At 64.0% G+C, this 23,899-nt stretch carries 21 protein-coding genes; 11 read left to right on the plus strand and 10 right to left on the minus strand.

Annotated features, from left to right (window positions below; translation table 11 throughout):
- Positions 1-85: 85 nt before the first annotated feature.
- The 9 genes from FJ942_RS03410 to rpsF all read right to left on the minus strand — a co-directional run bounded on the left by FJ942_RS03410 (position 86) and on the right by rpsF (position 8,443).
- Positions 86-757 (minus strand): CvpA family protein, encoded by a 672-nt coding sequence (locus FJ942_RS03410; RefSeq protein ID WP_140494478.1) that lies wholly within the window; start codon positions 755-757, stop codon positions 86-88.
- 43 nt (positions 758-800) lie between these two features.
- A complete protein-coding gene (gene radA / locus FJ942_RS03415; protein ID WP_140897215.1) occupies positions 801-2,204 on the minus strand; it encodes a DNA repair protein RadA in 1,404 nt (467 codons plus the stop codon).
- An 87-nt stretch (positions 2,205-2,291) separates the two neighbouring features.
- Positions 2,292-3,782 (minus strand): replicative DNA helicase, encoded by a 1,491-nt coding sequence (locus FJ942_RS03420; protein ID WP_140494474.1) that lies wholly within the window; start codon positions 3,780-3,782, stop codon positions 2,292-2,294.
- 225 nt (positions 3,783-4,007) lie between these two features.
- Positions 4,008-4,979: a small ribosomal subunit Rsm22 family protein gene (locus FJ942_RS03425; RefSeq protein WP_140520655.1), complete on the minus strand. Its 972-nt coding sequence runs from the start codon at positions 4,977-4,979 to the stop codon at positions 4,008-4,010.
- Between the two features lie 3 nt (positions 4,980-4,982).
- Positions 4,983-5,306, minus strand: a complete 324-nt coding sequence (locus tag FJ942_RS03430; RefSeq protein WP_140517843.1) for a YnfA family protein — start codon at positions 5,304-5,306, stop codon at positions 4,983-4,985.
- 85 nt (positions 5,307-5,391) lie between these two features.
- Complete coding sequence (locus FJ942_RS03435; RefSeq protein WP_140633415.1) at positions 5,392-6,684, minus strand: cyclopropane-fatty-acyl-phospholipid synthase family protein; 1,293 nt, start codon at positions 6,682-6,684, stop codon at positions 5,392-5,394.
- Positions 6,685-6,901: 217 nt separating this feature from the next.
- Positions 6,902-7,486 (minus strand): 50S ribosomal protein L9, encoded by a 585-nt coding sequence (gene rplI / locus FJ942_RS03440; protein ID WP_140494465.1) that lies wholly within the window; start codon positions 7,484-7,486, stop codon positions 6,902-6,904.
- Positions 7,487-7,700: 214 nt separating this feature from the next.
- Positions 7,701-7,949 (minus strand): 30S ribosomal protein S18, encoded by a 249-nt coding sequence (gene rpsR, locus FJ942_RS03445; protein WP_006203718.1) that lies wholly within the window; start codon positions 7,947-7,949, stop codon positions 7,701-7,703.
- Complete coding sequence (gene rpsF, locus FJ942_RS03450) at positions 7,949-8,443, minus strand: 30S ribosomal protein S6 (protein WP_140494463.1); 495 nt, start codon at positions 8,441-8,443, stop codon at positions 7,949-7,951. The genes rpsR and rpsF overlap by 1 nt, the downstream gene beginning before the upstream one ends.
- A 449-nt stretch (positions 8,444-8,892) precedes the next feature.
- Between rpsF and FJ942_RS03455 the strand changes: the two genes are divergently transcribed.
- Entirely contained in the window at positions 8,893-10,602 is a 1,710-nt protein-coding gene (locus FJ942_RS03455; protein ID WP_140897216.1) for a pilus assembly protein, read from the plus strand.
- Positions 10,603-10,647: 45 nt separating this feature from the next.
- Here FJ942_RS03455 and FJ942_RS03460 read toward each other — a convergent pair whose 3' ends face one another.
- Positions 10,648-12,576, minus strand: a complete 1,929-nt coding sequence (locus FJ942_RS03460) for an LTA synthase family protein (protein WP_224646406.1) — start codon at positions 12,574-12,576, stop codon at positions 10,648-10,650.
- A 276-nt stretch (positions 12,577-12,852) separates the two neighbouring features.
- On the opposite strand from FJ942_RS03460, the gene fabD reads away from it, so the two are divergent.
- From fabD to FJ942_RS03510, 10 genes are all read left to right on the plus strand, one after another.
- Positions 12,853-13,794, plus strand: a complete 942-nt coding sequence (fabD, locus tag FJ942_RS03465; protein WP_140565050.1) for an ACP S-malonyltransferase — start codon at positions 12,853-12,855, stop codon at positions 13,792-13,794.
- Between the two features lie 132 nt (positions 13,795-13,926).
- Positions 13,927-14,664, plus strand: coding sequence for a 3-oxoacyl-[acyl-carrier-protein] reductase (fabG, locus tag FJ942_RS03470; RefSeq protein WP_140494457.1), 738 nt, complete (start codon positions 13,927-13,929; stop codon positions 14,662-14,664).
- A gap of 269 nt (positions 14,665-14,933) precedes the next feature.
- Positions 14,934-15,170, plus strand: coding sequence for an acyl carrier protein (locus FJ942_RS03475; protein WP_006203723.1), 237 nt, complete (start codon positions 14,934-14,936; stop codon positions 15,168-15,170).
- A gap of 34 nt (positions 15,171-15,204) precedes the next feature.
- Positions 15,205-16,467 carry a beta-ketoacyl-ACP synthase II gene (gene fabF, locus FJ942_RS03480; protein WP_140897217.1) on the plus strand — a complete coding sequence of 421 codons (1,263 nt, stop codon included), beginning with the start codon at positions 15,205-15,207 and terminating at the stop codon, positions 16,465-16,467.
- A 102-nt stretch (positions 16,468-16,569) separates the two neighbouring features.
- Positions 16,570-17,778 (plus strand): endolytic transglycosylase MltG, encoded by a 1,209-nt coding sequence (mltG, locus tag FJ942_RS03485; RefSeq protein WP_140897218.1) that lies wholly within the window; start codon positions 16,570-16,572, stop codon positions 17,776-17,778.
- A gap of 167 nt (positions 17,779-17,945) precedes the next feature.
- Positions 17,946-18,836: a YicC/YloC family endoribonuclease gene (locus tag FJ942_RS03490; protein WP_140897219.1), complete on the plus strand. Its 891-nt coding sequence runs from the start codon at positions 17,946-17,948 to the stop codon at positions 18,834-18,836.
- 3 nt (positions 18,837-18,839) lie between these two features.
- Complete coding sequence (gene gmk / locus FJ942_RS03495) at positions 18,840-19,496, plus strand: guanylate kinase (protein ID WP_140633426.1); 657 nt, start codon at positions 18,840-18,842, stop codon at positions 19,494-19,496.
- 227 nt (positions 19,497-19,723) lie between these two features.
- Positions 19,724-21,100, plus strand: a complete 1,377-nt coding sequence (locus tag FJ942_RS03500) for a c-type cytochrome (RefSeq protein WP_140897220.1) — start codon at positions 19,724-19,726, stop codon at positions 21,098-21,100.
- Entirely contained in the window at positions 21,097-21,600 is a 504-nt protein-coding gene (locus FJ942_RS03505) for a (2Fe-2S)-binding protein (RefSeq protein ID WP_140738133.1), read from the plus strand. The genes FJ942_RS03500 and FJ942_RS03505 overlap by 4 nt, the downstream gene beginning before the upstream one ends.
- Positions 21,600-23,849 (plus strand): molybdopterin cofactor-binding domain-containing protein, encoded by a 2,250-nt coding sequence (locus tag FJ942_RS03510; RefSeq protein ID WP_140897221.1) that lies wholly within the window; start codon positions 21,600-21,602, stop codon positions 23,847-23,849. The genes FJ942_RS03505 and FJ942_RS03510 overlap by 1 nt, the downstream gene beginning before the upstream one ends.
- Positions 23,850-23,899 lie beyond the last annotated feature (50 nt).

The following is a 23,899-nucleotide window of genomic DNA, read 5'->3' on the forward strand; positions in this document are numbered from 1 at the left end:
ACAGCGTCGTAAAAGCAACGCGCCCGGCGATGGTTCACGATCACCGCCAGTCTCGGGCGCCTGTTCTGCGGCGCCCGATCACTCATCAATTCGCCGGCGCCGCCGGGGCCGGATTGGCCGGTGCGTTGTCCGCGGGAGGCGTTCCGGCATCGCTGTCGTCAGGAGCCGGCGCATTGGCATCGTCCCCTCCCGCCGGGGCATCCGTGGCCGGTGCGTCCGGTGCGGCGGGCGTTTCGGCGGCCGGCTGATTCGGATTGAGCTTCTTGAGGATGGCGTTTTCCGGATCCTCGGGCAGCAGGCTTTCAAGCTTGGCGCCGATCTGTTCCAGCAGCGGCCGCGACTTGGCCTCCGTGACCCAGGCCGGTGCCTTGGCGCCGGCCAGCCAATTGAAGAACAGCAGGGCCACGGCAACCACCAGAATGCCGCGGGCGGCGCCATAGAGGAAGCCGAGCGTGCGGTCGAGCGCGCCGATGCGGGAATCGATGATCCAGTCGGCGAGCTTCATGGTGATGACGCTGACGACGATCAAAGCGATGATGAAGACGACGCCGGCGGAGGCCGCCATGGCGATCTTTTCATTGTCGATGTAGGGTTTCAGGTAGGGCAGCACGGGCTTGTAGAAAAAGAACGCCGCCGCGGCTGCCGCCGCCCAGGACACGATGGACAGGACCTCGCGTGAAAAGCCGCGAACCATGGCGAGCATCGCCGAGACCAGGGTGAAGCCGACGAGAATTCCGTCAAGCAGCGTTATCGGCATCTTTGTCGCCCCACTCCCTGTCGCTCACCACCAGGTGAGCCCGTCATTCTTCGTCGTTGGCGCGGCTGCGCCCTGAGCCGGCTATGCGCGCCACGAGGTCGGCGAGCTCGGTGGGCTGGAAAGCGCCGGCCCCGATTCCTCCGGCAAGTTCCTCGCTGCCCAAGGGCAGAACCGCGCTTGCGAAACCCAGCTTTTCGGCCTCCTTGAGACGCTGCTGCGCATGCGCAACCGGCCTCACGGCGCCAGAAAGGCTGATTTCGCCGAAATAGACGCAATCGGCGGGAAGGGCAAGACCGGTGAGCGAGGAAACCAGTGCGGCCGCCACCGCCACGTCGGCCGCGGGCTCGGAAATGCGGTAGCCGCCGGCTACGTTCAGATAGACGTCCTGTTGGCCGAAGCGCACGCCGCAATGCGCCTCGAGCACCGCCAGGATCATCGACAGCCGGGCGCCGTCCCAGCCAACGACGGCGCGGCGCGGCGTGCCGAGCGAGGAGGGCGCGACCAGCGCCTGGATTTCGACCAGCACCGGCCTTGTGCCTTCCATGCCGGCGAAAACCGCCGCTCCCGGCGATTTCGCATGGCGCTCGCCGAGGAACAGCTCGGAAGGATTGGCAACCTCGCGCAGGCCCTTGTCCGACATTTCGAAGACGCCGATCTCGTCGGTCGGGCCGAAACGGTTCTTGACGGTGCGCAGGATACGGTAGTGATGGCCGCCTTCGCCCTCGAAATAGAGCACGGCGTCGACCATGTGCTCGACGACGCGCGGGCCGGCGATCTGGCCTTCCTTGGTGACATGGCCGACGAGCACGATCGCAGCACCCGTGGATTTCGCATAGCGGATCATCGCCTGGGCGGCCGCACGCACCTGGGTGACGGTGCCGGGCGCCGAATCGGCGAGGTCGGTCCACAGCGTCTGGATCGAATCGAGGATCACCAGGTCCGGCCGCTTGCCGTCGGCGATCGTGGCAAGGATATCCTCGACATTGGTCTCGGCCGCAAGCTCGACCGGTGTGGAAGCGACGCCGAGGCGCTGCGCGCGCAGCCTGATCTGGGCGACCGCCTCCTCACCCGAGACATAGACGATGCGGTGGCCCCTCGAGGCAAGGGCAGCAGCAGCCTGGGTGAGCAGCGTCGACTTGCCGATACCGGGATCGCCGCCGACCAGCAGCGCCGAGCCGCGCACGAAGCCGCCGCCCGTGGCGCGGTCGAGCTCACCGATGCCCGACACGATGCGCGGCGCGTCCTCGATATCGCCGGAAAGCGTGGTCAGCACCACCGCGCGGCCCTTGCGGGCGTTGCGCGTATTGGCCGGCCCGGAACCGATGCCGCCGGACGTACCTTCCTCGACCAGCGTGTTCCATTCGCCGCAGGCGTCGCATTTGCCGGCCCAGCGCTGATGCACCGATCCGCAGTTCTGGCAGATGAACTGGACGCGGGATTTAGCCATTAGCGAGGCCTGCTTCGAGATCGCCGATGCTGGATAGGTGGGCGGGACAGAGGGGGTGTGACGGAGCGTGACGGTGAGTCAAAAAAGCTACTCAAACCTTTCCGCGATATGATGTTCCTCCGCCAGATCCGAGAAGCGGGTAAATTCGCCGTGGAAGGCTAGCGTGACCGTGCCCGTCGGTCCGTGACGCTGCTTGGCCACGATCACCTCGGCCTTGCCGCGCATCTCGTTCATCTCGTTTTCCCACTTGATGTACTCGTCGGTGCCGAGCTTCGGCTCGCGGTTCTTGAGGTAGTATTCCTCGCGGTAGACGAAGATCACGACGTCGGCGTCCTGCTCGATCGAGCCGGATTCGCGCAAGTCCGAGAGCTGCGGGCGCTTGTCGTCGCGGCTTTCAACCTGGCGCGAGAGCTGCGACAGCGCGATGATCGGCACCGCGAGCTCCTTGGCCAGTGCCTTGAGGCCCGTGGTGATCTCGGTGATTTCCTGCACGCGGTTCTGCGAGGCCCTGGCGCTGGAGCCCTGCATCAGCTGGATATAGTCGATGACGATGAGGTCGAGGCCGCGCTGGCGCTTCAGGCGCCGGGCGCGGGCCGAGAGCTGGGCGATCGAGATGCCGCCGGTCTGGTCGATGAACAGCGGGATCTTCTGCATGGTCTGCGAACAGGCGACCAGTTTTTCGAAGTCCATTTCGGTGATCTCGCCGCGGCGGATCTTCGAGGAGGAGATTTCCGTCTGTTCGGAGATGATACGGGTCGCGAGCTGTTCCGACGACATTTCGAGCGAGAAGAAGCCGACGACACCGCCATTCGCCGCCTTGAACGACCCGTCGGCCTGCTGCGCCGGCACATAGGCCTCGGCGACGTTGAAAGCGATGTTGGTGGCGAGCGACGTCTTGCCCATGCCCGGACGGCCGGCAAGGACGATCAGATCGGACGATTGCAGGCCGCCCATGCGGCGGTCGAGGTCGCGCATGCCGGTGGCCAACCCCGACAGGTGGCCGTCGCGCATGTAGGCGGCGTTGGCCATGTCGACCGCGGTCTTGACCGCGTCGGTGAAGCTCTCGAAGCCGCCGTCATAGCGTCCGGTTTCGGCCAGCTCGAACAGGCGCCGTTCGGCATCCTCGATCTGCTCGGACGGCGACATGTCGACCGGCGCGTCATAGGCGATGTTGACCATGTCCTCGCCGACGGTGATCAGGGCCCGACGCGTCGCAAGGTCATAGATGGCGCGGCCGTAATCTGCGGCGTTGACGACCGTGACGGCTTCGACCGCCAGGCGCACGACATATTGCGCCACCGTCATGTCGCCGACCTTCTCGTCGGCCGGCAGGAAGGTCTTCAGCGTGATCGGCGTCGCCACCTTGCCCATGCGAATGAGCTCGGCCGCGATCTCGAAGATCTTGCGATGCAGGGGTTCGTAGAAGTGGCTGGCCTTCAGGAAGTCGGAGACGCGATAGAAGGCATCGTTGTTGACCAGGATCGCGCCGAGCAGCGCCTGTTCCGCCTCGATGTTGTTCGGCGCCTCGCGATAGAGCGGTTGCTCCGCCACGCCGAATTTCCGCGCTGCCTCTGCCATGATGTCCCCGATTTCGATCCCGGTCTCTCGATATCAGAATCGGAAAATTGAGTGCTGACTTATCTGCAACAGTTATCACCCAAGCAGATTTGATGCCCACTGTTCACAGAAACAAAAAACCGTCCACAGGACAGAATTCCCGTGCCCTGATTCCGATTGACTCGACAAGGTGCTGATTCTACGCGACGGTTTGGAACAAAGCAAGAACAATCGTCACCCGAATCCCTAGGCTGTATCGAGCACATCGCCCCAGTCCGACCGCCGTGCCGCCTTGAACAGTTCACCGTCACGCTTGCTGAAAAGCGTCTCGCCGGCACTGCCGTCCGGCCGGCAAAGCTTGAGCGCCGCCTTGCCCGAGCCGGTTTTCGGTGGCGCGATCACCCGCGCCGCGCGGACTGGTGCCGGCTGCCTCGAAGCCGCGACATAGATGAACTTCTCGTCCTCCCATGGCACTTCGGCGTCCTTAGCCAGCCGGTGCAGGCGCGAGCGGGCGACGCGCCGCGAAAAGTGGCACCAGTCGGGCGGGATGAGCGGGCAGGGGGCTTCGTGCGGGCAAGGTGCCAGTACATGCGCGCCCGCTTCCATCAGTTGCCGACGAACCGCGAGAACACGCTGCCAGCCCGCCGGCGTGCCCGGCTCCACGATCAGCAGCGTGTCTGTCGTGAGCTGCCACAGCCGATCGACCATTTTGGGCAGTGATGCCGGTGTGATCTCGTCCAGCACATAGGCGCAGGTGACGAGGTCCGCCGGCTGCGAACCGTCAAGGTCGATGGTCACATCGCCGGCCTGCCAGGCGATCCGGGCAGCGATCGCATCGGCGGCAAGCGCCTCGCCGACCTTGCGCACCGCAGCACTGGCCTCCAGCAAAACGGCATGCTGAAGATCGGGCCACAGGTCCGCCGTGGCCCAAAGCACGGTGCCCGGGCCGGCGCCGACATCGAGCAGGGTTTTCGGCGCGAATTCCGGCTGGGCTTCGTTCACCGCGTCAAGGCTGGCGCGGACGGCGGCATAGGTCGCCGGCAGCCGCGTCGCCAGATAAGCCTTGACCGCCATATCCTGCGCCATATGCAGGCGGCCGTCGCGCATCTCGGCGCGGTAACGGTCCGACAGGGTTTTCGCCGCCTGCCTGAGCACCGGCAGCGGCACGTTTTCGAGGGCACGGTCGACGGCCTGTCGAAGCGGGGCGGGCAGTTCCACGGCTCATGCCCCTCGTGGTGCGAGCAGGATGACAGAGGCACCCAGTATGCAGAGCGCCGCCCCCGCAAGGTCCCACCGGTCGGGACGCACGCTTTCCACCAGCCAAAGCCAGGCCAGTGACGCCGCGATGTAGATGCCGCCATAGGCGGCATAGGCGCGGCCGGCCGCGCCGGTGTCCACCAGGGCCAGAAGCCAGGCGAACACAAGCAACGAAACGAACCCTGGTAGCAGCCACAGCGGCGATTTCTCCAGCCGCCACCACGCCCACACCGAAAAACAGCCAGCGATCTCGGCGAGCGCCGCGGCTGCATAGAGGAGGTAGGTCATGAAAAAGGCCTCGCGACGATCACGAGGCCTTTTTCAGGGCACGAGCCGGGAATGGCAAGCGCCAATGCGGCAAAGCGGTCTGTTCCTACTCCGCCACCTTGCGGCGCCGGGCGGGCTTGGCGGGCTCTTCGACCAGAGCCGCTTCGCGATGGCCCATGTCGCGCATTTCGAGCGCCTTTTCACATTTGACCATATAGTCGCGCGCCATCGGCAGGGTGTCGTTCTTCCTGGCAAGCTGGATCTGGAAGATGACCAGATCCTGCCAGCGGAAGGCGGCTTCCGAGGCTGCCAGATAGAATTCCCACATGCGGCAGAAGCGTTCGTCATAGATCGCCTTGGCCTTGTCGCGGTTGACGGCGAAGCGCTGGCCCCAATGCTTCAACGTGTCGGCATAATGGAGCCGCAGGATTTCGATGTCCGTGACGACGAGGCCTGACTTCTCGATCGCCGGCATGACTTCGGAAAGCGCGGGAATGTAGCCGCCCGGGAAAATGTACTTGCGGATGAAGGCGCTGGTCGCCCACGGCACGCCGGAGCGGCCGATCGTGTGCAGGAGCATGACGCCATCAGGCTTCAGTAACGTCGCGCTCTTGTCGAAGAAAGTGCGGTAGTGATTGACCCCGACATGTTCGAACATGCCGACCGAAACGATGCGGTCGAAGCGTTCGTTGAGTTCGCGGTAATCCTTCAGCTCGAAGTGAACGTGGTTTTCCAGGCCCTGGGCATGCGCCCGGTCGGTGGCGACACCGTGCTGCTCGGTCGACAGTGTCACGCCCTGTACGTCGACGTCGAAGGCCTTGGCGAGGTAGAGGCCCAGCCCGCCCCAGCCGGAGCCGATGTCGAGCACCGTCTGCCCGGCCTTCAGCCTGAGCTTGGCGGCGATGTGGCGTTTCTTGGCTGCCTGCGCCTCGTCCAGCGTCATGTCCGGCTGTTCGAAATAGGCGCAGGAATACTGCATGTCCTCATCAAGGAAGAGCCGGTAAAGGTCGCCCGACAGATCATAGTGGCGCTGCACGTTGCGGCGCGAGCGCGACGCGGTGTTGATCTGCTGCAGGCGGCGGAAAGCGTGGCGCAGGCCTTCGATGGCTTTCGACCACGTCGCGTCGATGCCGCCGCTGCCCATGTTCTGGAAAGCGATGCGCATCAGGCCAAGTACGCCGCCCTCGAGGATGTCGAGTTCGCCATCCATGTAGGCTTCCGGCACGGCCAGCATCGGATCGAAGGTGATGGCGCGCTCGGCGTGCCTGGTCTTGATGTGCAGATGCACCGGCTCGCCGCTGCCGTCACCGAACACGAATGTCGTGCCCTGTGGGCCGGTCACCTTGAGATTGCCTGTGCGCACCAGGCGGTCGAGAACGCGTTTCAACAGAATATTCATGACCCAAATGTCCCCTCTCGGTCAGACAGGCTGTCCTACTCTGCATCAATATATAGGGTTTCGAAAAGTTCCTTTTGGCACAAAAATGCCCAGGTGGTGAACCCGGGCATTGGTCCAGTCTGACTTGAACTGCCGGTCTGATCGGAGCTGCCAGTCTGATTGAACTGATTGAGGCCGAAGCCGAATGCGGCGCGCCGGCAGGCGCGCCGCGCCGATGTCAGGCGTTCTCTTCGCCGCCCTCGAACTCGGCGTTCGGGTCGAAGAAGTTCTCCGGCCGGGCATTGTCGTTGATGTCCTCGCCATAGATGGCCTCGGCGGTGGTCAGCGTCTCGCCCTTGGCCTGCCGCTCGGCTTCGTCGGCCGTGCGGGCGATGTTGAGCGTGATCGTGACCTCGACTTCCGGATGCAGCGCGATCGCCACATTGGTCACGCCGATGGTCTTGATCGGCTGGTTGAGCTGGATCTGGTTGCGGTTGACCGAAAAGCCCTCTGCCGTCAGCAGGTCGGCGATATCGCGCGTCGACACCGAGCCGTAGAGCTGGCCGGTCTCGCCGGCCGAGCGAACGGCGATGAAGCTCTTGCCGTCGAGCTGTTCGGCGACCTGCGAGGCTTCGGACTTCCGCTCGAGGTTGCGGGCTTCGAGCTGCGCGCGCTGGCCTTCGAACTTCTTCTTGTTGGCTTCGTTGGCGCGCAGCGCCTTGCCCTGCGGCAACAGGAAATTGCGGGCAAAGCCGTCCTTGACCTTGACGGTGTCGCCCATTTGGCCGAGGCGGGAAACGCGTTCGAGAAGAATGACTTCCATGGTTTTGTTCCTTTTGGTTAGGGCGCCAATCACGGGATCGGTGCGAAATTCTTTGGAACAGGTCAGGAAGCAAAAGGGCGTTGCCGCCGTTGTCGCTGTCCTGCCTGTCGCGGCAGTTAGAGGCTTTTGGCCTCAACTCGGGATTTGATGCGCAACCCAGCGGCGCCCGTCGCCGTGGAAGAGAAGCGGGCGGCGGAGCCGCCCGCGTCAAGGATTAGCGAACCACGTAGGGCAGCAGGCCGAGGAAGCGGGCGCGCTTGATCGCCTTGGCGAGCTCGCGCTGCTTCTTCTGGCTGACGGCGGTGATGCGCGACGGCACGATCTTGCCGCGCTCGGAAATGTAGCGCTGCAGGAGGCGCACGTCCTTGTAATCGATCTTGGGCGCGTTGGCGCCCGAGAACGGGCAGGTCTTGCGGCGGCGATGGAACGGGCGCCGGGTCGGGATCTGGTTAATGTCGACCATTATTCTGCACCCCCTTCAAAGCCTTCGCGCGGACGGCGCGGACCACGATCGCCACCAGCGTCGCCGCCGAAGCTGCGTGGCGGACGATCGCCGCGATCACGGTCGCCGAACGAGCGTGGACCACGGTCGCCGCGGTCGCGGTCGCCGAAGCCGCCGCGTTCCGAGCGCTCTTCGCGCTTCTGCATCATGGCGGAGGGACCTTCCTCATGCGCATCGACCTTGATGGTCAGGAAACGCAGCACGTCCTCGGACAGGCCCATCTGGCGCTCCATTTCGTTGAGCGCTGCCGGCGGGCAGTCAAGATCCATCAGCGTGTAGTATGCCTTCCGGTTCTTGTTGACCCGGTAGGTGAGGGACTTCAGTCCCCAGTTCTCGACCCGGCCGACGGACCCGCCATTGGCGGAGATGACGCCCTTGTACTGTTCGACAAGCGCATCGACCTGCTGCTGCGAGAGGTCCTGCCGGGCAAGAAACACATGTTCGTAAAGAGCCATTATGTCTTTTCGCCTTTCTTCGTTTCTCTCCCGGTTCCCGGCGGCAAAAGCCTCTGCAACTTCTCTGACCCGCCAGGAGCGGGGAAGAAAGGAGCATGACGAGACGGTCGAGAGCGGAGACACGGGAGGCGGAAGCGCTTCTGGCTTCACGCGAAGGTTTTCGAAAACCTCCGGCCCTCCGTTCAGCCCCCAGCTGGGACCGGCAGATTGGCGGCGTCTATATAGCAATCCACGTGGAAGGCAAGAGCAGGCGGCAATCCCGGATGTCGCAGGGCCGGAAAACCGGCATGTGCGGCGATAGGACTCCGTGGTTCCCGGAAACCAGGCCTTAACCACCATGACAGGTTGTATGGGGTTGCGGCCCCGGCATCAACCGCCGATTCATCATGTCTGGCGCAAAAAGCGGCATCCCGCTGTCAGCAACGGGCTAGGCATTTCCGGGGGTAAGGATGCTTCTCAAGAAATTCTGGCGCTCGAAAAGCGGCAACTTCGCGCTTTTGCTCGGGATCGGCTTGCCGGCCATCCTGTCGGCGGTGGCCTTCGCAGCCGATGTCTCCACCATCATGCGGGCCAAGAGCAACCTGCAGAATGCGCTCGACGCGGCAAATCTCGCCTCCTCGCATCTCGGCGATCTGGACATCACCCGCACCGACGCCTTCAACCGCTATTTCCAGGCCAACGTAGCCGGACATGGCGAACTCACAAATGCGCGGGCCACGTTGACGGTCGACAGGGGCGTCAACTTCGTCAAGACGAAGGCCGTCGCCTCGGCTGACGTCGATTTGAACTTCGCCTTCCTGCTCGGTGAGAGCAGGCACATCGTGGTCGATGCCTCGGCGGTCGAATCGAACAACCAGCTCGAAGTCGTGCTGGTTCTGGACAACACCGGCTCGATGGCCGGCGCCAAAATTGCTGCCCTCAAGACAGCGACGGACAATCTGCTCAAATATCTGGAAGCGGCGCAATCACCGACGCGCAAGGTCCGCGTGGCGCTGGTACCCTTCGTCACGGCTGTCAATGTCAACGGCGACGGGTTCGACCCGTCCTGGATCGACATGGACGGCAAGTCATCCACCAATGGAATCAATTTCCCCGTCATCAACGACAAGCGTCCCAATCATATGGCGCTGTTCAGGCAGTTGATGAAAGATCCGGCCTCTGCCGCCAAATTGACGGGGTGGAAGGACGGCAAGGGGGAGGATACGGGTTGGAAAGGCTGCGTCGAGGCGCGGCCTGGTGTCCTTAATATCGCCGATACGCCGCCTGATCCACGTTACCCTGACACTCTGTTCGTGCCTTATTTCGCGCCGGACAGTCCGGGAAAGGGGACGAGACCTTCCAGCGGCTATTCAAACGATGCCTATCACTACAACAATTCCTTTATCGACGACGCCCCTGATGAGGCCAAACTTGCTCGGAATGGCGGACTGAATATTCTCGGAATAGACCTGAGCGGCCTGCTTGGAAGTGCTGCCGGGCTTTTGCGGGGTGATCTTGAAACAGTCGCCAAATATGTGGCGCCGCAGAACACCGCCATTGCCACCGCGGTCACAAACGATCCAAACGCCTTGCAATTGACGGTGGGGCCAAACCGGTCCTGTCCCTCGCCAATCGTCCCCTTGACCGAAGACTTTACAAAACTTCGCAACGAGGCCGCCAAGATGCTTGCATGGGCGGGGTCCGGCACCAATGTTTCCGAGGGCCTGGCCTGGGGCCAGCGAGTGTTGTCGCCGAGTGCGCCATATGCCGAGGGGACGCCTTGGAAGACGCCTGGGGTGAGCAAGATCGTCATGTTGCTCACCGACGGCGAGAATGTCGTCTACGGCGCCAGCAACGAGACGACCAAGTCCGACTATACGTCCTATGGTTTTCTCGCGGGCTCAGACTATGGCGCTGCCGGTCGGCTTGGATCGGACAACCAGACGACCGCCGCGCGCAATGTCGACGGATGGACCAAAAGCGTCTGCACGCAGCTGAAGAAGCAGGGCGCCGAAATCTACACGATGGTGCTGCAATCCGACACCGCCGCCAACCGCACGCTCTACAGCGCCTGCGCCTCGGATCCCAGCGACTACTATGCCGTCAACGATCCAAACAAATTGCCGAACGTGTTCCAGCAGATCGCCAACAAATTCTCGAAATTGCAACTGACGAATTGAACGCTCGACCCCGCTGGGCGGCATCCTGGAAGGATGCCGCGAATTTCAGCTCATATGGGCGACGACCTTGTCCACCGTTTCGGGGAAGAAGTCGGGCGCCGCGTGGCGTTTGCCGAACATCATGTCGTATTGCAGCAGCCGGAAGTCGCGGATCGCCGGGTCGATCTGCTTTTGCCGCGCCCAATCGGGCGTGGCTTCTCCCGCCGGCGTCAGCAGCAGATTGCGGTCGACTACGCGGTAGCGTTCGCGCATCTCGCCCAGGAAGCCGGTATAGTAGGGGTGGGTGATGCCGGCCGTTTTCAGGATGTGATAGGGCAGGAAGGCGGGGCTGACGGCGCCCATGTCCTTGGCAGGGCCTGTGCGGTTTGACCAGATGACCAGTGGCGTCTGATGATGCTCCAGCGCCGCCTCGGCGGAAGCCTCCTTGCGCGGCGCGACATTGTCCTTCATGAACCCGGTCTCCACATAGACAGGCCCAAGCGGCGGCAGATGGTCGCCGAAGAAGGCGATGACGGTGGGGCGAGAGCGTTTCTTTGCCCATTCGATCAGGCGTTCGAGACCGCGGTCCGCGTCGGCCGAGCCCTCGGTGTAACTCAGCAGCGATTCACGCGCCCATTGGCTGATCGGCGCCTGCACGGTGTGGGTCGGGTTGTAGTAGCGGTTCGGCTCGTAAGGGCCGTGGTTCTGCAGGCTGACGGCAAAGAAGAACACCGGGGCATCGCTGGCATCGGCCTCGCTGATGATCTCGTCCGTCATCGCCGCGTCGGATGCCAGCGGCCCGCGCTTTTGCATCGGCGGCAACGTCTCTTCCGATCTGAAGTCGTCGAAGCCGAAATCGGCATAGACCGCGCCGCGGTTCCAGAACCAGTTGGTGCCCGGATGGATGGCGCGCGCCCTGTAGCCCTCCCTCTTCAGGAAGGTCGCCAGCGACGGCGTCGGCGTGCGCACATATTGCTGGTAGGGGATGCTGCCGGCCGGCAGGAAGGCGTTGGAGAAGCCGGTCAGTGCCTCGAACTCGATATTGGCGGTCATGCCGCCGAATTCGGGTGAGAACATGGAGCCCGAACGCAGCGCCCGCACGTTAGGGATCGGATCGGGCGTGATGGTGACCCCGGGCAGCTTGGTCGGATCCCAGAAGGATTCGCTCATGACGACGATGATGTCGGGCTTTTCCTGGGGCACCGAGGCGGTCACCTGCGGCCTGTCGATGGCCGCGATCGCCTTTTCCGAATAGCCTGGCGGCGCCGAGACATGCGCCATCGGCACGTTCAGCGCGAAGGCGAGCGCAAAGCCGTTGGAGGCGTAATTTTCCTTCTGGTCCCACATAATCGGGATGATCTGCAGCCGGTCCCGGGTCCAGGAGAAGGTGGCATAGTCCATGATCGAGACGAAGAAGGCGAGCAGCGGCACGGCCAGCGTCAGCCGGGCGAGACGGCCCTTGCGGCTGAGTATGGGCACTTTTCGACGCCAGACCCGCCAGCCATAGATGAGCAGCGACAGGCCGGCGACGATGCCGACAATCATGGCAAGGGCAGTCATCGGACGGTCACGCACCAGAAGCGGCAGCAGCGCCACGATCTGGCGGGAGTAGAGGAAATCGGTCGGGTAGAGGGGATCGCCGAGATAATGCGATTTCTGGTGACCGATGAAAGCCAGCGAGAGCGTCAGCGGCGCGACGATCATCAGGCTTTGATAGCTGCGGCCGAAAACGGCATCGAGGCCGACCAGAACCAGTGCGAACACCACGATCGTGGTCCAGCCCGGCTTGAGCGGCTGCAGGAAGAAGGAAACCGTGCCGGCGAAGTCGCCGCGCACGATCAATTCGATGGCGAACACCAGGACGGCCGCGATCAGCAGGCTGGTCAGCCCATAGCGTATGGTCGGCCACTTCCGTCCCGGCAGGTAGCCGGTGGAAGGATCGTCTTCCAGAAACTGTGGCGCGGCTTTGCCTGCGCCTTTCGAAATCCTAGCCACTTTAACTTCCCCACCCAGCGACAGACCCGTCACTCGATTGTCATGGAATTGTCACGCAAAGCTAGCGCCTGTGGCGGAAATAAGAAGAGCCAGCAAACGATTCGTGAGCGGTTTTCATCAGGAGTGATCGCCAAAAAGCCTTTTGGAACAGGCACTCGGCCGGCAAAGCTGCCAAGGGGCCGGGTCGAACCGGGCTTGACTTGGCAGGCCGCGTTGCGTCACAGGCAGGAAAATTCGTGTATCAGGCAAGCAGAACCGAGCTTTGGGAGCCCACACATGGCCGTTGCATTCACCTTTCCGGGACAAGGCAGCCAGGCTGTCGGCATGGGCAAGGACCTCGCCGATGCCTTCCCCGAGGCGCGTAGGGTTTTTAGCGAAGTCGACGACGCGCTCGGCGAAAACCTGTCGAAGCTGATCTGGGAAGGGCCGGAAGAGGCGCTGACGCTCACCGCCAACGCGCAGCCGGCGCTGATGGCCGTATCGCTGGCCGCGATCAGGGCCTTGGAAGCGCGCGGCTTCTCGCTGAAGGACAAGATTACCTACGTCGCTGGCCATTCGCTGGGCGAATATTCGGCGCTTGCCGCCGCCGGCTTCGTCTCGGTTGCCGATGCCGCCAGGCTGCTGCGCATCCGCGGCAATGCCATGCAAGCGGCGGTGCCCGCCGGCGAAGGCGCCATGGCGGCGATCATCGGACTGGAGCAGGCCGATGTCGAAGCCGCCTGCGCCGAGGCTGCCAAAGGATCGGTCTGCCAGATCGCCAACGACAATGGCGGTGGCCAGCTGGTGATTTCCGGCGCCAAGGCAGCGGTCGAACTGGCTGCCAAACTGTGCACGGAAAAAGGCGCCAAGCGAGCGCTGATGCTGCAGGTCTCCGCGCCCTTCCATTCGGCGCTGATGGCGCCCGCCGCCGAGATCATGCGCGAGGCGCTGGCCGGGGTAACCAAGAACGCGCCTGTCGTGCCGCTCGTCTCCAATGTCACGGTCACTCCGACCAGCGATCCCGAAATCATTGCGCGCCGTCTGTTCGAACAGGTGATCGGCCGCGTGCGCTGGCGCGAGACGGTGGAGTGGTTCGGCGCGAACGGCGTCACCACGCTCTATGAAGTCGGCGCGGGAAAAGTGCTTTCAGGGCTGGCCCGGCGCATCAACCGCGAAATCGCCACGGCATCGGTCGGTTCCGCAGCCGAGGTCGAAACCGCACTGGCGGCGCTCGGGTGAGGCGCCGCGTGTGAATTTGATGGCGCGGCTTGTATCGCTGAAGATATTCCGTTGGTGATGGCAATCGGATACCCGCGAGACGTATACAGATAAGGTTGCTCGCTGAGCTTCCGAAACCAAAGAGGAAAACACATGTTCGAACTGACCGGCCGCAAGGCACTTGTCACCGGCGCGTCGGGAGGCATCGGCGAGGCGATCGCCAGGGTGCTGCATGCGCAAGGCGCCATCGTCGGCCTGCACGGCACGCGCGTCGAGAGACTGGAGGCGCTGGCCGCCGACCTGGGCGACCGGGTGAAGCTGTTTCCGGCCGACCTGTCGAACCGCGACGAGGTCAAGGCGCTCGGCCAGAAAGCGGAGGCCGATCTCGAGGGCGTCGACATCCTGGTTAACAATGCCGGCATCACCAAGGACGGGCTGTTCGTGCGCATGTCGGACGCCGACTGGGACAGCGTGCTCGAAGTCAATCTGACGGCCGTGTTCAGGCTGACGCGTGAGCTGACCCATCCGATGATGCGCCGTCGCCACGGCCGCATCATCAACATTACCTCGGTGGTCGGCGTCACCGGCAATCCCGGCCAGACCAACTACTGCGCCTCCAAGGCCGGCATGATCGGCTTTTCCAAATCGCTGGCGCAGGAGATCGCCACCCGCAGCATAACCGTCAACTGTGTCGCCCCGGGCTTCATCGAATCGGCGATGACCGACAAGCTCAACGACAAGCAGAAGGAGGCGATCATGGCCGCTATCCCGACGCGTCGCATGGGCACCAGCGCCGAAGTGGCGTCCGCCGTCGCTTATCTTGCCTCCAACGAGGCCGGCTACGTCACCGGCCAAACCATCCATGTGAACGGCGGCATGGCGATGATCTGATCGGGTCGGCCAAAGCATGCATTTCGGGCCGGGCCCGGGTATTCGCGGTGGCTTTGAGACGGCGACAGGCAACGCCTGGGCGGGCTGTGAAAAGCGACCATTTCGGCTTGGACGCCCACGATTTTTCGTGTAATGCGGCCCGCAACCCGGCGGTTCGGGCAAAAACCGGTCTGCGGCCATTGCGTTTCCGGCGGGACCATCTTTCAGCTTGATTAGCGGCATTCCGCCCGCTAACGAAGACAGACAACCAAAAGACGAGGATGCCCCAAATGAGTGACACCGCAGAGCGCGTCAAGAAGATTGTCATCGAGCACCTGGGCGTCGATGCCGACAAGGTGACGGAGCAGGCGAGCTTCATCGACGATCTGGGCGCCGACAGTCTCGACACGGTCGAACTCGTCATGGCGTTTGAAGAAGAATTCGGCGTCGAGATCCCCGATGACGCGGCTGAAACCATCCTGACGGTGGGCGATGCCGTGAAGTACATCGACAAGGCTTCGGCCTGACGCTTTCCGCAGTCATCACCGGGGAGGACCTGCGATGAGGCGTGTCGTCGTCACGGGCCTTGGATTGCTGTCGCCGTTCGGCATGGGCTTCGAGCACAGCTGGAAGGAACTTCTGACCGGCCGCAGCGCCGCCAAGCGCATCACCGAGTTCGAGGTGGAGGATCTTGCCTGCAAGATCGCCCATGTCGTTCCGCGTGGTGACGGCAGCAACGCCACCTTCAATCCCGAGGCGGTGCTCGAGCCGAAGGAACTGCGCAAGATCGGCGACTTCATCCTGTACGGGATCGCAGCCGCCGACGAGGCGCTGAAGGATTCCGGCTGGCAGCCGAAGACCCATGCCGAGCAGTGCGCCACCGGCGTTCTGATCGGTTCGGGCATTGGCGGCATCGAAGGCATCGCCGAGAACGCGATGATCCTGAAGGAGCGCGGCCCGCGCCGCATCAGCCCCTTCTTCATCCCCGGCCAGATCATCAATCTCGTCTCCGGCCAGGTTTCGATCCGGCATGGGCTGAAAGGCCCCAACCATGCCGTCGTCACCGCTTGCTCGACCGGCGCGCATGCGATCGGCGACGCAGCCCGGCTGATCATCTGGGGCGATGCCGACGTCATGGTCGCCGGCGGCGCCGAAGCGCCGGTGACGCGACTGTCGATCGCTGGCTTCGCTGCCTGCCGTGCGCTCTCGACCGAGCGCAACGACGCGCCGCAAACGGCTTCGCGGCCCTATGACCGCGATCGCGACGGCTTCGTCATGGGCGAGGGCGCCGGCGTCGTCGTGCTTGAGGAACTCGAGCATGCCAAGGCGCGCGGCGCGAAGATCTATGCGGAAGTGACCGGCTACGGCCTGACCGGCGACGCCTATCACATCACCGCACCGGCTGAAGATGGCGACGGCGCATTCCGTTGCATGACGGCGGCGTTGAACCGGGCAAAGCTGACGCCCGCCGATGTCGATTACATCAACGCGCACGGCACTTCGACCATGGCCGACACGATCGAGCTCGGCGCTGTCGAGCGGCTGGTCGGCAATGCCGCATCGAAGATTTCGATGTCGTCGACCAAGTCGTCGATCGGCCATCTCCTCGGCGCGGCAGGGGCTGCCGAAGCGATCTTTTCGATCCTCGCCATCCGCGACAACATCGCGCCGGCGACCATCAACCTTGACAATCCGGAGCGTGAGACCGCGATCGACCTGGTGCCGAACAAGCCGCGTCCCCGCCAGATCGACGTGGCGTTGTCCAATTCCTTCGGCTTCGGCGGCACCAACGCTTCACTGGTCTTCCAGCGCTACAATGGCTGACCGTCCGCCTGCCGGACGGCGCTTCGGCGTGTCGTCAATTTTGCCATATTCGCCCCTACTCTGCCGCAGGGGATTCGTTGAGAGATCAAACGGTAGGGCGAAATGAACACAAATCCGGCCGGCAACGGAGAGTTCGGGCAAGGGCAGGCGACATCGGGACCGATCGTACCGAAGACAGCCGCCGAAGCCTTGCGGCCGGAGGCCGGCACGCCGCCGCCGAAGCGCTCGCGTGCTTCGCGCAGTCAGGTCGTCGTGTTCATGAACTTCATCATCTCCTTGGTGATGCTGATGGTTCTGGCGGCGGGTATCGCGCTTTACTTCGGCAAGCAGGAATTCACCGAGCCCGGCCCATCGGCCAATGGCGACACCTTCCTGGTCAAGCCGAACACCGGCGTCCAGGATATCGCCGACCAGCTCGAGCGGCGCGGCCTGATCAGCGACGCCCGCATATTCCGTCTTGGCGTTAGGGCCTTCGGCAATGATTCGGCGCTGAAGGCCGGCGAATACGAGATCAAGCCCCGGGCGTCCATGCGCGACATCATGGAATTGCTGAAGAGCGGCAAATCGGTCATGTACTCGCTGACCATTCCCGAAGGGCTGACAGTCGAGCAGGCGCTGGCGCGCATCGCAGGCGAGCCCGCCTTGAGCGGCGACATGCCGGCCACCGTGCCTCCAGAGGGCAGTCTCGCCACCGATACGCTGCGCTTCACGCGCGGCGCCACGCGCCAGCAGATGATCGACAAGCTGCTGGCCGACCAGAAGAAGCTGGTCGAGGAGGTCTGGCAGCGGCGCGCCGCCGACCTGCCGCTCGCCAGCATTGACGAGTTCGTCACGCTGGCCTCGATAGTCGAGAAGGAAACAGGCAAGGGCGATGAGCGCTCGCGCGTCGCCGCGGTCTTCCTGAACCGGCTGGCCAAGGGCATGCGCCTGCAATCCGATCCGACCATCATCTACGGTCTGTTCGGCGGCAAGGGCAAACCCGCCGACCGGCCGATCTATCAGTCGGACATCCAGAAGCCGACGCCCTACAACACCTATGTGATCAACGGCCTGCCGCCGACGCCGATCGCCAATCCCGGCCGCGCGGCGCTGGAGGCGGTAGCCAATCCATCAAAGACCGACGACCTCTATTTCGTTGCCGACGGCACTGGCGGACACGTCTTCGCCGCCACGCTTAACGAGCACAATGAGAACGTCGCGCGCTATCGAGCCCAGCAGAAGAAGCAAGTCGACGACGCGGCCAAGGCTGATGCCAAGGTGGAGGGGCAGACCGACGCGCCCATTGACGGCGACGCGGGGGCGGCCCAGTAGCGGCGCACGGTTTTCCAACTCGTCCACGCTGTCGATTGAAAGCAGGAGCGTTTGGATTTATCGGGGCCTCGTAAGCCGATTGGCAGGCGGGCATTTCGGCTTTCTGAAGGTGCGCGAGGCCGGATCACGCAGTATCCGTAATACGCGCCAGGGGGTATGCAGGCACCATGAATTTGCAGAGCATGACCGGGTTTGCGCGTGCTGTCGCCGAGCATGACGGCACCTCGATTGCCTGGGAGGTCAAATCCGTCAACGGCAAGAGCATCGAGGTGCGGCTGCGGCTGCCGCAGGGCTTCGAGCGGCTGGAGCCGGCCATCAGGCAGACGCTTCAGAAACGTTTCGCGCGCGGCAATTTTCAGGCGACGCTGACCATCACGCGCGCCGCCGGAATGCAGTCCCAGCCCGTTGTCAACGAGGCCTTCCTCAAGGACCTGGCCGGGCTCGCCAAGCGGATCGAGGAACAATTTGGTGTTGCTCCTGCGAGCGCCGACGGATTGTTGTCGCTGCGCGGCGTGCTCGATATTCCCGAGACCACCGAAACCGAGGATGTGCGCACGGCGCTCGACAACGCCGTCATGGCGGCACTCGAGGTGGCGCTGGAGGGGCTGGAGCGGTCCCGCGAGGGTGAGGGCGCGGCACTTCGCACGCTTCTGCTGGGCCACATCGACGCCATCGAGGCGCTGACGCTGGGCGCTGAAGCGGATCCGTCGCGCGAACCGGCGGCCATCCGCGAGCGCCTCGCCGAACAGGTGCGGCTCTTGATGGATGCTTCGGCCAACCTCGATGTCGGCCGCTTGCACCAGGAAGCCGCCTTCCTCGCCACCAAGGCCGATATTCGCGAGGAGATCGACCGCTTGAAGACGCATGTGACGTCCGGTCGTGCATTGCTTTCCGGCGGCGGCGCCATGGGACGCAAGCTCGATTTTCTAGCACAGGAATTTAACCGCGAATCGAATACGCTGTGCTCAAAGTCGAACGCTGCCGCGGTCACCGCCATTGGACTGGAACTGAAGGCCGTGGTCGATCAGTTCCGTGAACAGGTCCAGAATCTGGAGTAGCCGATGGTCGCCAGGGATTTAGGGTCCCGCATTCGCCGCCGGGGCCTGATGCTCGTGCTGTCGTCGCCGTCGGGCGCCGGCAAGTCGACGATTGCGCGCAACCTTCTGGAGAGCGATTCCAGCCTCGAACTGTCGGTCTCCGTCACCACCAGGCCGCGCCGCGGCTCGGAGATCGAAGGCGTTCACTATCATTTCCGCACCATGCGCGAGTTCGAGCGGCTGCGCGATTCGGACGCCCTGCTCGAATGGGCGCAGGTGCATGGCAATTGCTACGCGACACCGCGCGAACCGGCGGAACTTGCGCTCGCTCAAGGGCGCGACATGCTGTTCGACATCGATTGGCAAGGCGCCCAGCAGCTCAAGGAGAAGATGCGCGCCGACATCGTCTCGATCTTCATCCTGCCGCCGTCGATGAAGGAGTTGAAGGCAAGGCTGAAGCGCCGCGCCGAGGATCAGGAAGCGGTGATCGAGACGCGGCTGAAGAACGCGCGCAACGAGATCGAGCACTGGAAGGAGTATGATTTCGTCATCGTCAACGATGATCTCGATCGCGCCTTCGCCGAAGTGCGTGGCATCGTTGTCGCCGAGCGGTTGCGGCGCGATCGTCGGCCCGGCTTGTTCGACTTCGTCTCGGGACTTTTGGACGAGAAGACGAGCTAGCCTTTCCTTTGCCCACGAAGATGGGCCGGCGGACAAGCCGAAGGCCGGCAGCACCAAACGATGTGCCCGGGCAGGTCGCGCCTGCAAGATGCGCTTTTCGGCGCCATAAATCAGACAATTGACGAAGAGGGCAGCGCCCCTAGTTTCTCCCGCACGAACGCATCCGCGGCGCCGGTAACGGCCGGGGCGGCAGCGTTTCAGCGTACCGCCATGAGGGAGAGCAGATCTTGAAACGCTTCTGGCTGGGCGTTCTTGCCATCGTCATTGTCTGCGGCGCCGGATTTTTCGCCTATGCCTGGAAGCCGGCGATCGATCCTGTCGAGCCGCCGCAACGATCGTCGTTCGACCCGGCGTTGATCGAGAAAGGCGCTGTACTGGCCTCCGTCGGCAATTGCACCTCCTGCCACACCAGGCCCGGTGAAAAGTCCTATGCCGGCGGGCTCGCCGTGCCGACGCCGTTCGGCACCATCTATTCGACCAACATCACGCCAGATCCGCAGACCGGCATAGGCCGCTGGTCGCAGGCAGCCTTCGACCGCGCCATGCGCGAAGGCGTCGACCGCGAGGGCAGGCATCTCTACCCGGCCTTCCCATTCGATCATTTCACGCGTGTCTCCGATGAGGACAACCGCGCGCTCTACGCCTATCTGATGACGCGCCAGCCGGTGAACAACCCGCCGCCTCCGAACGAGTTGCCTTTCCCGCTCGATATGCGCCTGGTGCTGGCCGGCTGGAAGCTGCTGTTCTTCGACAGGGGCGCCTATCAAAACGATGCGTCGCAAAGCACGCAGTGGAACCGCGGCGCCTATCTGGTCGATGGGCTCGGTCATTGCGGCGCCTGCCACACGCCGCGCAATCGGTTCGGCGCGGAAGAGAAGGGGTCGCACATGGCCGGCGGCGAGGCCGAAGGCTGGACGGCCTTTGCGCTCGAGGGCACTTCACCGGCGCCGATACCGTGGACGCATGACAGCCTGTTTGCCTATCTCAGGCAAGGCTGGCATGCCGACCACGGCGTCGCCAATGGCCCGATGGGCGAAGTGACGGGCAATCTCGGCCGGCTTCCCGATGCCGACATCGACGCCATGGCCACTTACGTCATGTCGCTCATGGGCGAACCATCCGCCGAACGGACGGCCGCCGCGCGGGCCATCCGCGGCCGCGCCGCGGCCGACCCGGCGTCGACCGCCGGCGTGGCGCCGACATCCGCCGATACGCCGGCGGCGCGTGGAGCCGTCATCTACCAGGCGGCATGCGCCACCTGCCACGACGGCAGCCGTCCGCCGCCTTTCGGCGGTATCAATTTCCATCTGTCGAGCGCGGTCAACGCGCCAGATCCGCAGAACGTCATCAACACGGTGCTGTTTGGCCTGCCGGCGGCGAGTGGGCGCCCGAGCGCCATCATGCCGGGATTCGCAGCGACGCTAAAGGACGATCAGGTGAATGATCTGCTGGCCTATCTGCGCGATGCTTTCGCCGGCAAGCCGGCCTGGCAGGATGCGGCCGCCAGGATCGCCGACACCAGGAGCGGAAAATACCAGGTCAGCGTCCGGCCCTCGGACGGCATCGAGCGCGGCCCGGACAATGTAGGAGCGAAGGACAGATGATCAAACTCAACGTCAACGGCATCTCCCACGACGTCGACGTCGATCCCGCGACGCCGCTGCTTTACGTGCTGCGCAACGATTTGAAGCTGAACGGCGCCAAGTTCGGCTGCGGCCTTGGCCAATGCGGCGCCTGCACGGTGATGGTCGACGGCAAGCCCGTCTTCTCCTGCCTGACGCCAGCGATGCTGGTGGAAGGCCGCGAGGTCAAGACCGTCGAGGGCTTGGGCACGATCGAGAACCCGGGTCCGATGCAGAAAGCGTTCATCGAGGAGCAGGCGGCGCAATGCGGCTATTGCATCGCCGGCATGATGATGCGGGCGCAGGCGCTGCTCGAGGCCAAACCCGATGCCGGTGACGCCGATATCAGGCAGGCGCTGGAACCCAACCTCTGCCGCTGTGGCACGCATATGCGCATCCTGCGGGCAGTGAGCCGCGCGCGCGACCTGATGAAATCGAAATCGGCCGGCCTGGCGCCGGCCGCGGCCGCGGGGAGGGCATGATGAACGCGCCAACCTTTCCCGACCTGACACGACGCGGCTTTCTCGCCGGGACCGGCGCGCTGGTCGTGTCCTTCACCATTCCCGTGCAGGCTCAGGAGGCCGCGCCCACGGCGCAGACGCCCGCGACGCCGGCGCCGGCCAAGAAATTGCCGGGCAGCCTTGCCGATGCGCCCTCGCTCGACGCCTGGATCAGGTTGGATGCCGACGGTTCGATCACCGTCTTCACTGGCAAGGCCGAACTCGGTCAAGGCACCAGGACGTCGCTACGCCAGATCGCCGCCGAAGAACTGGAGGTCGAGCCGGCTTCCATCAAGCTCATCACCGCCGACACCGCGCTGACGCCGAACGAGGGCTATACCGCCGGCAGCCAGACGATCCAGAACAGCGGCACCGCCATACGCTACGCCTCGGCGCAGGTGCGCCAGATCCTGGTCGCCAAGGCCAGCGAGAAGCTCGGCGTTCTGGCCGACCAGCTCAAGGCGGCAAGCGGCAGGATCACCGGGCCGGATGGGAAGTCCGTGGGCTATGGCGAACTGGTGGTGGCGGATTTGCTGCATGTGGACGCATCGGCCGACACAGCGCTGAAATCGCCGGACAGCTATCACGCGATCGGCAAGCCGTTTGCCCGCGTCGATATTCCGGCAAAGGTAACGGGCGGCGAGGCCTATGTTCAGGACATGCGGCTTCCCGGCATGGTGCATGCCCGCGTCGTTCGCCCACCAAGCTATTCGGCCAAGCTCGTCAGCGTCGACGAGGCCGCCATCAAGACGATGCCGGGCGTGCTGGCGGTGATCCGCGACGGCGACTTCCTGGCCGTGGTGGCCAGGCAGGAATTCCAGGCGGTCCAGGCCATGCGCGCCATGGCCGCCAAGGCGAAGTGGCAGGAGCAGCCGGCCTTGCCGGACCAGGACAATATCCCCGCCTTCCTCGAACGCTCGGTCGCCGAGGTCGGCACCGTGACCTCGGTCGGCGCGGACACGGCAGCCGGCGCAAAGACGCTGCAGGCGCAGTTCACCCGCGCCTACCAGATGCACGGGTCGATCGGCCCCTCGGCTGCCGTTGCCCTGTCGGACAAGGGTCTCATCACGGTGTGGACGCACACTCAAGGCGTTTATCCAGACCGCAAGGCGATTGCCGAGATGCTCGGCGTCGGACCGGAAAAGGTGCGCTGCATCCACACCGAGGGATCAGGCTGCTACGGCCACAATGGCGCCGACGACGCGGCGGCCGACGCCGCGCTGATCGCGCAGGCGCTGCCCGGCACGCCGGTGCGCGTGCAGTGGATGCGTGATCAGGAGCATTTGTGGGAGCCCTATGGCCCTGGCATGCTGACGCGCGCCAGCGCAACGCTCGACGCCGGCGGCAAGATCGTCAACTGGCACTATGACCTGTGGAGCAACAGCCACGGCACGCGGCCGGGAACGGCAGGTTCGCTGATCGCCGGCCGGCTGGTGGCGAAGCATTTCCCGCCTGATCCGGCCAAGCTGCAGATTTCGCCGCTCGGCAACGGCGACCGCAACGCCATCCCGCTATACGACGTGCCGAACCAGCGGGTGAACTGGCATTTCGTCGCCGACATGCCGGTGCGCGTCTCGTCGCTGCGCGGTCTCGGCGCCTACTGCAACGTCTTCTCGATCGAAAGCTTCATGGACGAGCTGGCGCTCGCGGCCGGCGCCGACCCGGTGGAATACCGGCTGAGGCACATGAAGGACCCGCGCGCCAGGAAGGTGATCGAGGTTGCGGCGCAAAAATTCGGCTGGAGCAATGATCCTACGCCGGAGGGCCGCGGTCGGGGGTTCGCCTTCGCCAAGTACAAGAATCACGCCGCCTATCTCGCAGTCGCGCTTGAAGCGGAGGTCGATCGCGACAGCGGCGCCATCGCCATCTCGCATGTGGTCTCGGCGGTCGACTGCGGCGAAGCGGTGGCGCCGGATTCGATCATCAACCAGACCGAAGGCGGTATCTTGCAGTCGCTAAGCTGGACGCTTTACGAGGCCGTCCATTTCGACGGCACCCGCATCCTGAGCGCGGATTGGTCAGCCTATCCGATCCTGCGCTTCAGCGCCGTTCCGGACAGCGTGGAAGTGCATGTCGTCGACAATCCCGGCACGCCCTATCTCGGCGTCGCGGAAGCAGCGCAGGGCCCGACAGCCGGCGCGATCGCCAACGCCTTCCGCCATGCGGCGGGAAAACGCATCTATGACCTGCCCTACACGCGCGAGCGCGTGAAAGCGGTGTTGGGCGTGTAGTTCGAAGCATGCGCCCGACAAGGATCGGATTGCGCCGCGCTTCCACGGCC

Source organism: Mesorhizobium sp. B2-4-2, from assembly GCF_006442845.1.
Taxonomy (GTDB): Bacteria; Pseudomonadota; Alphaproteobacteria; order Rhizobiales; family Rhizobiaceae; genus Mesorhizobium.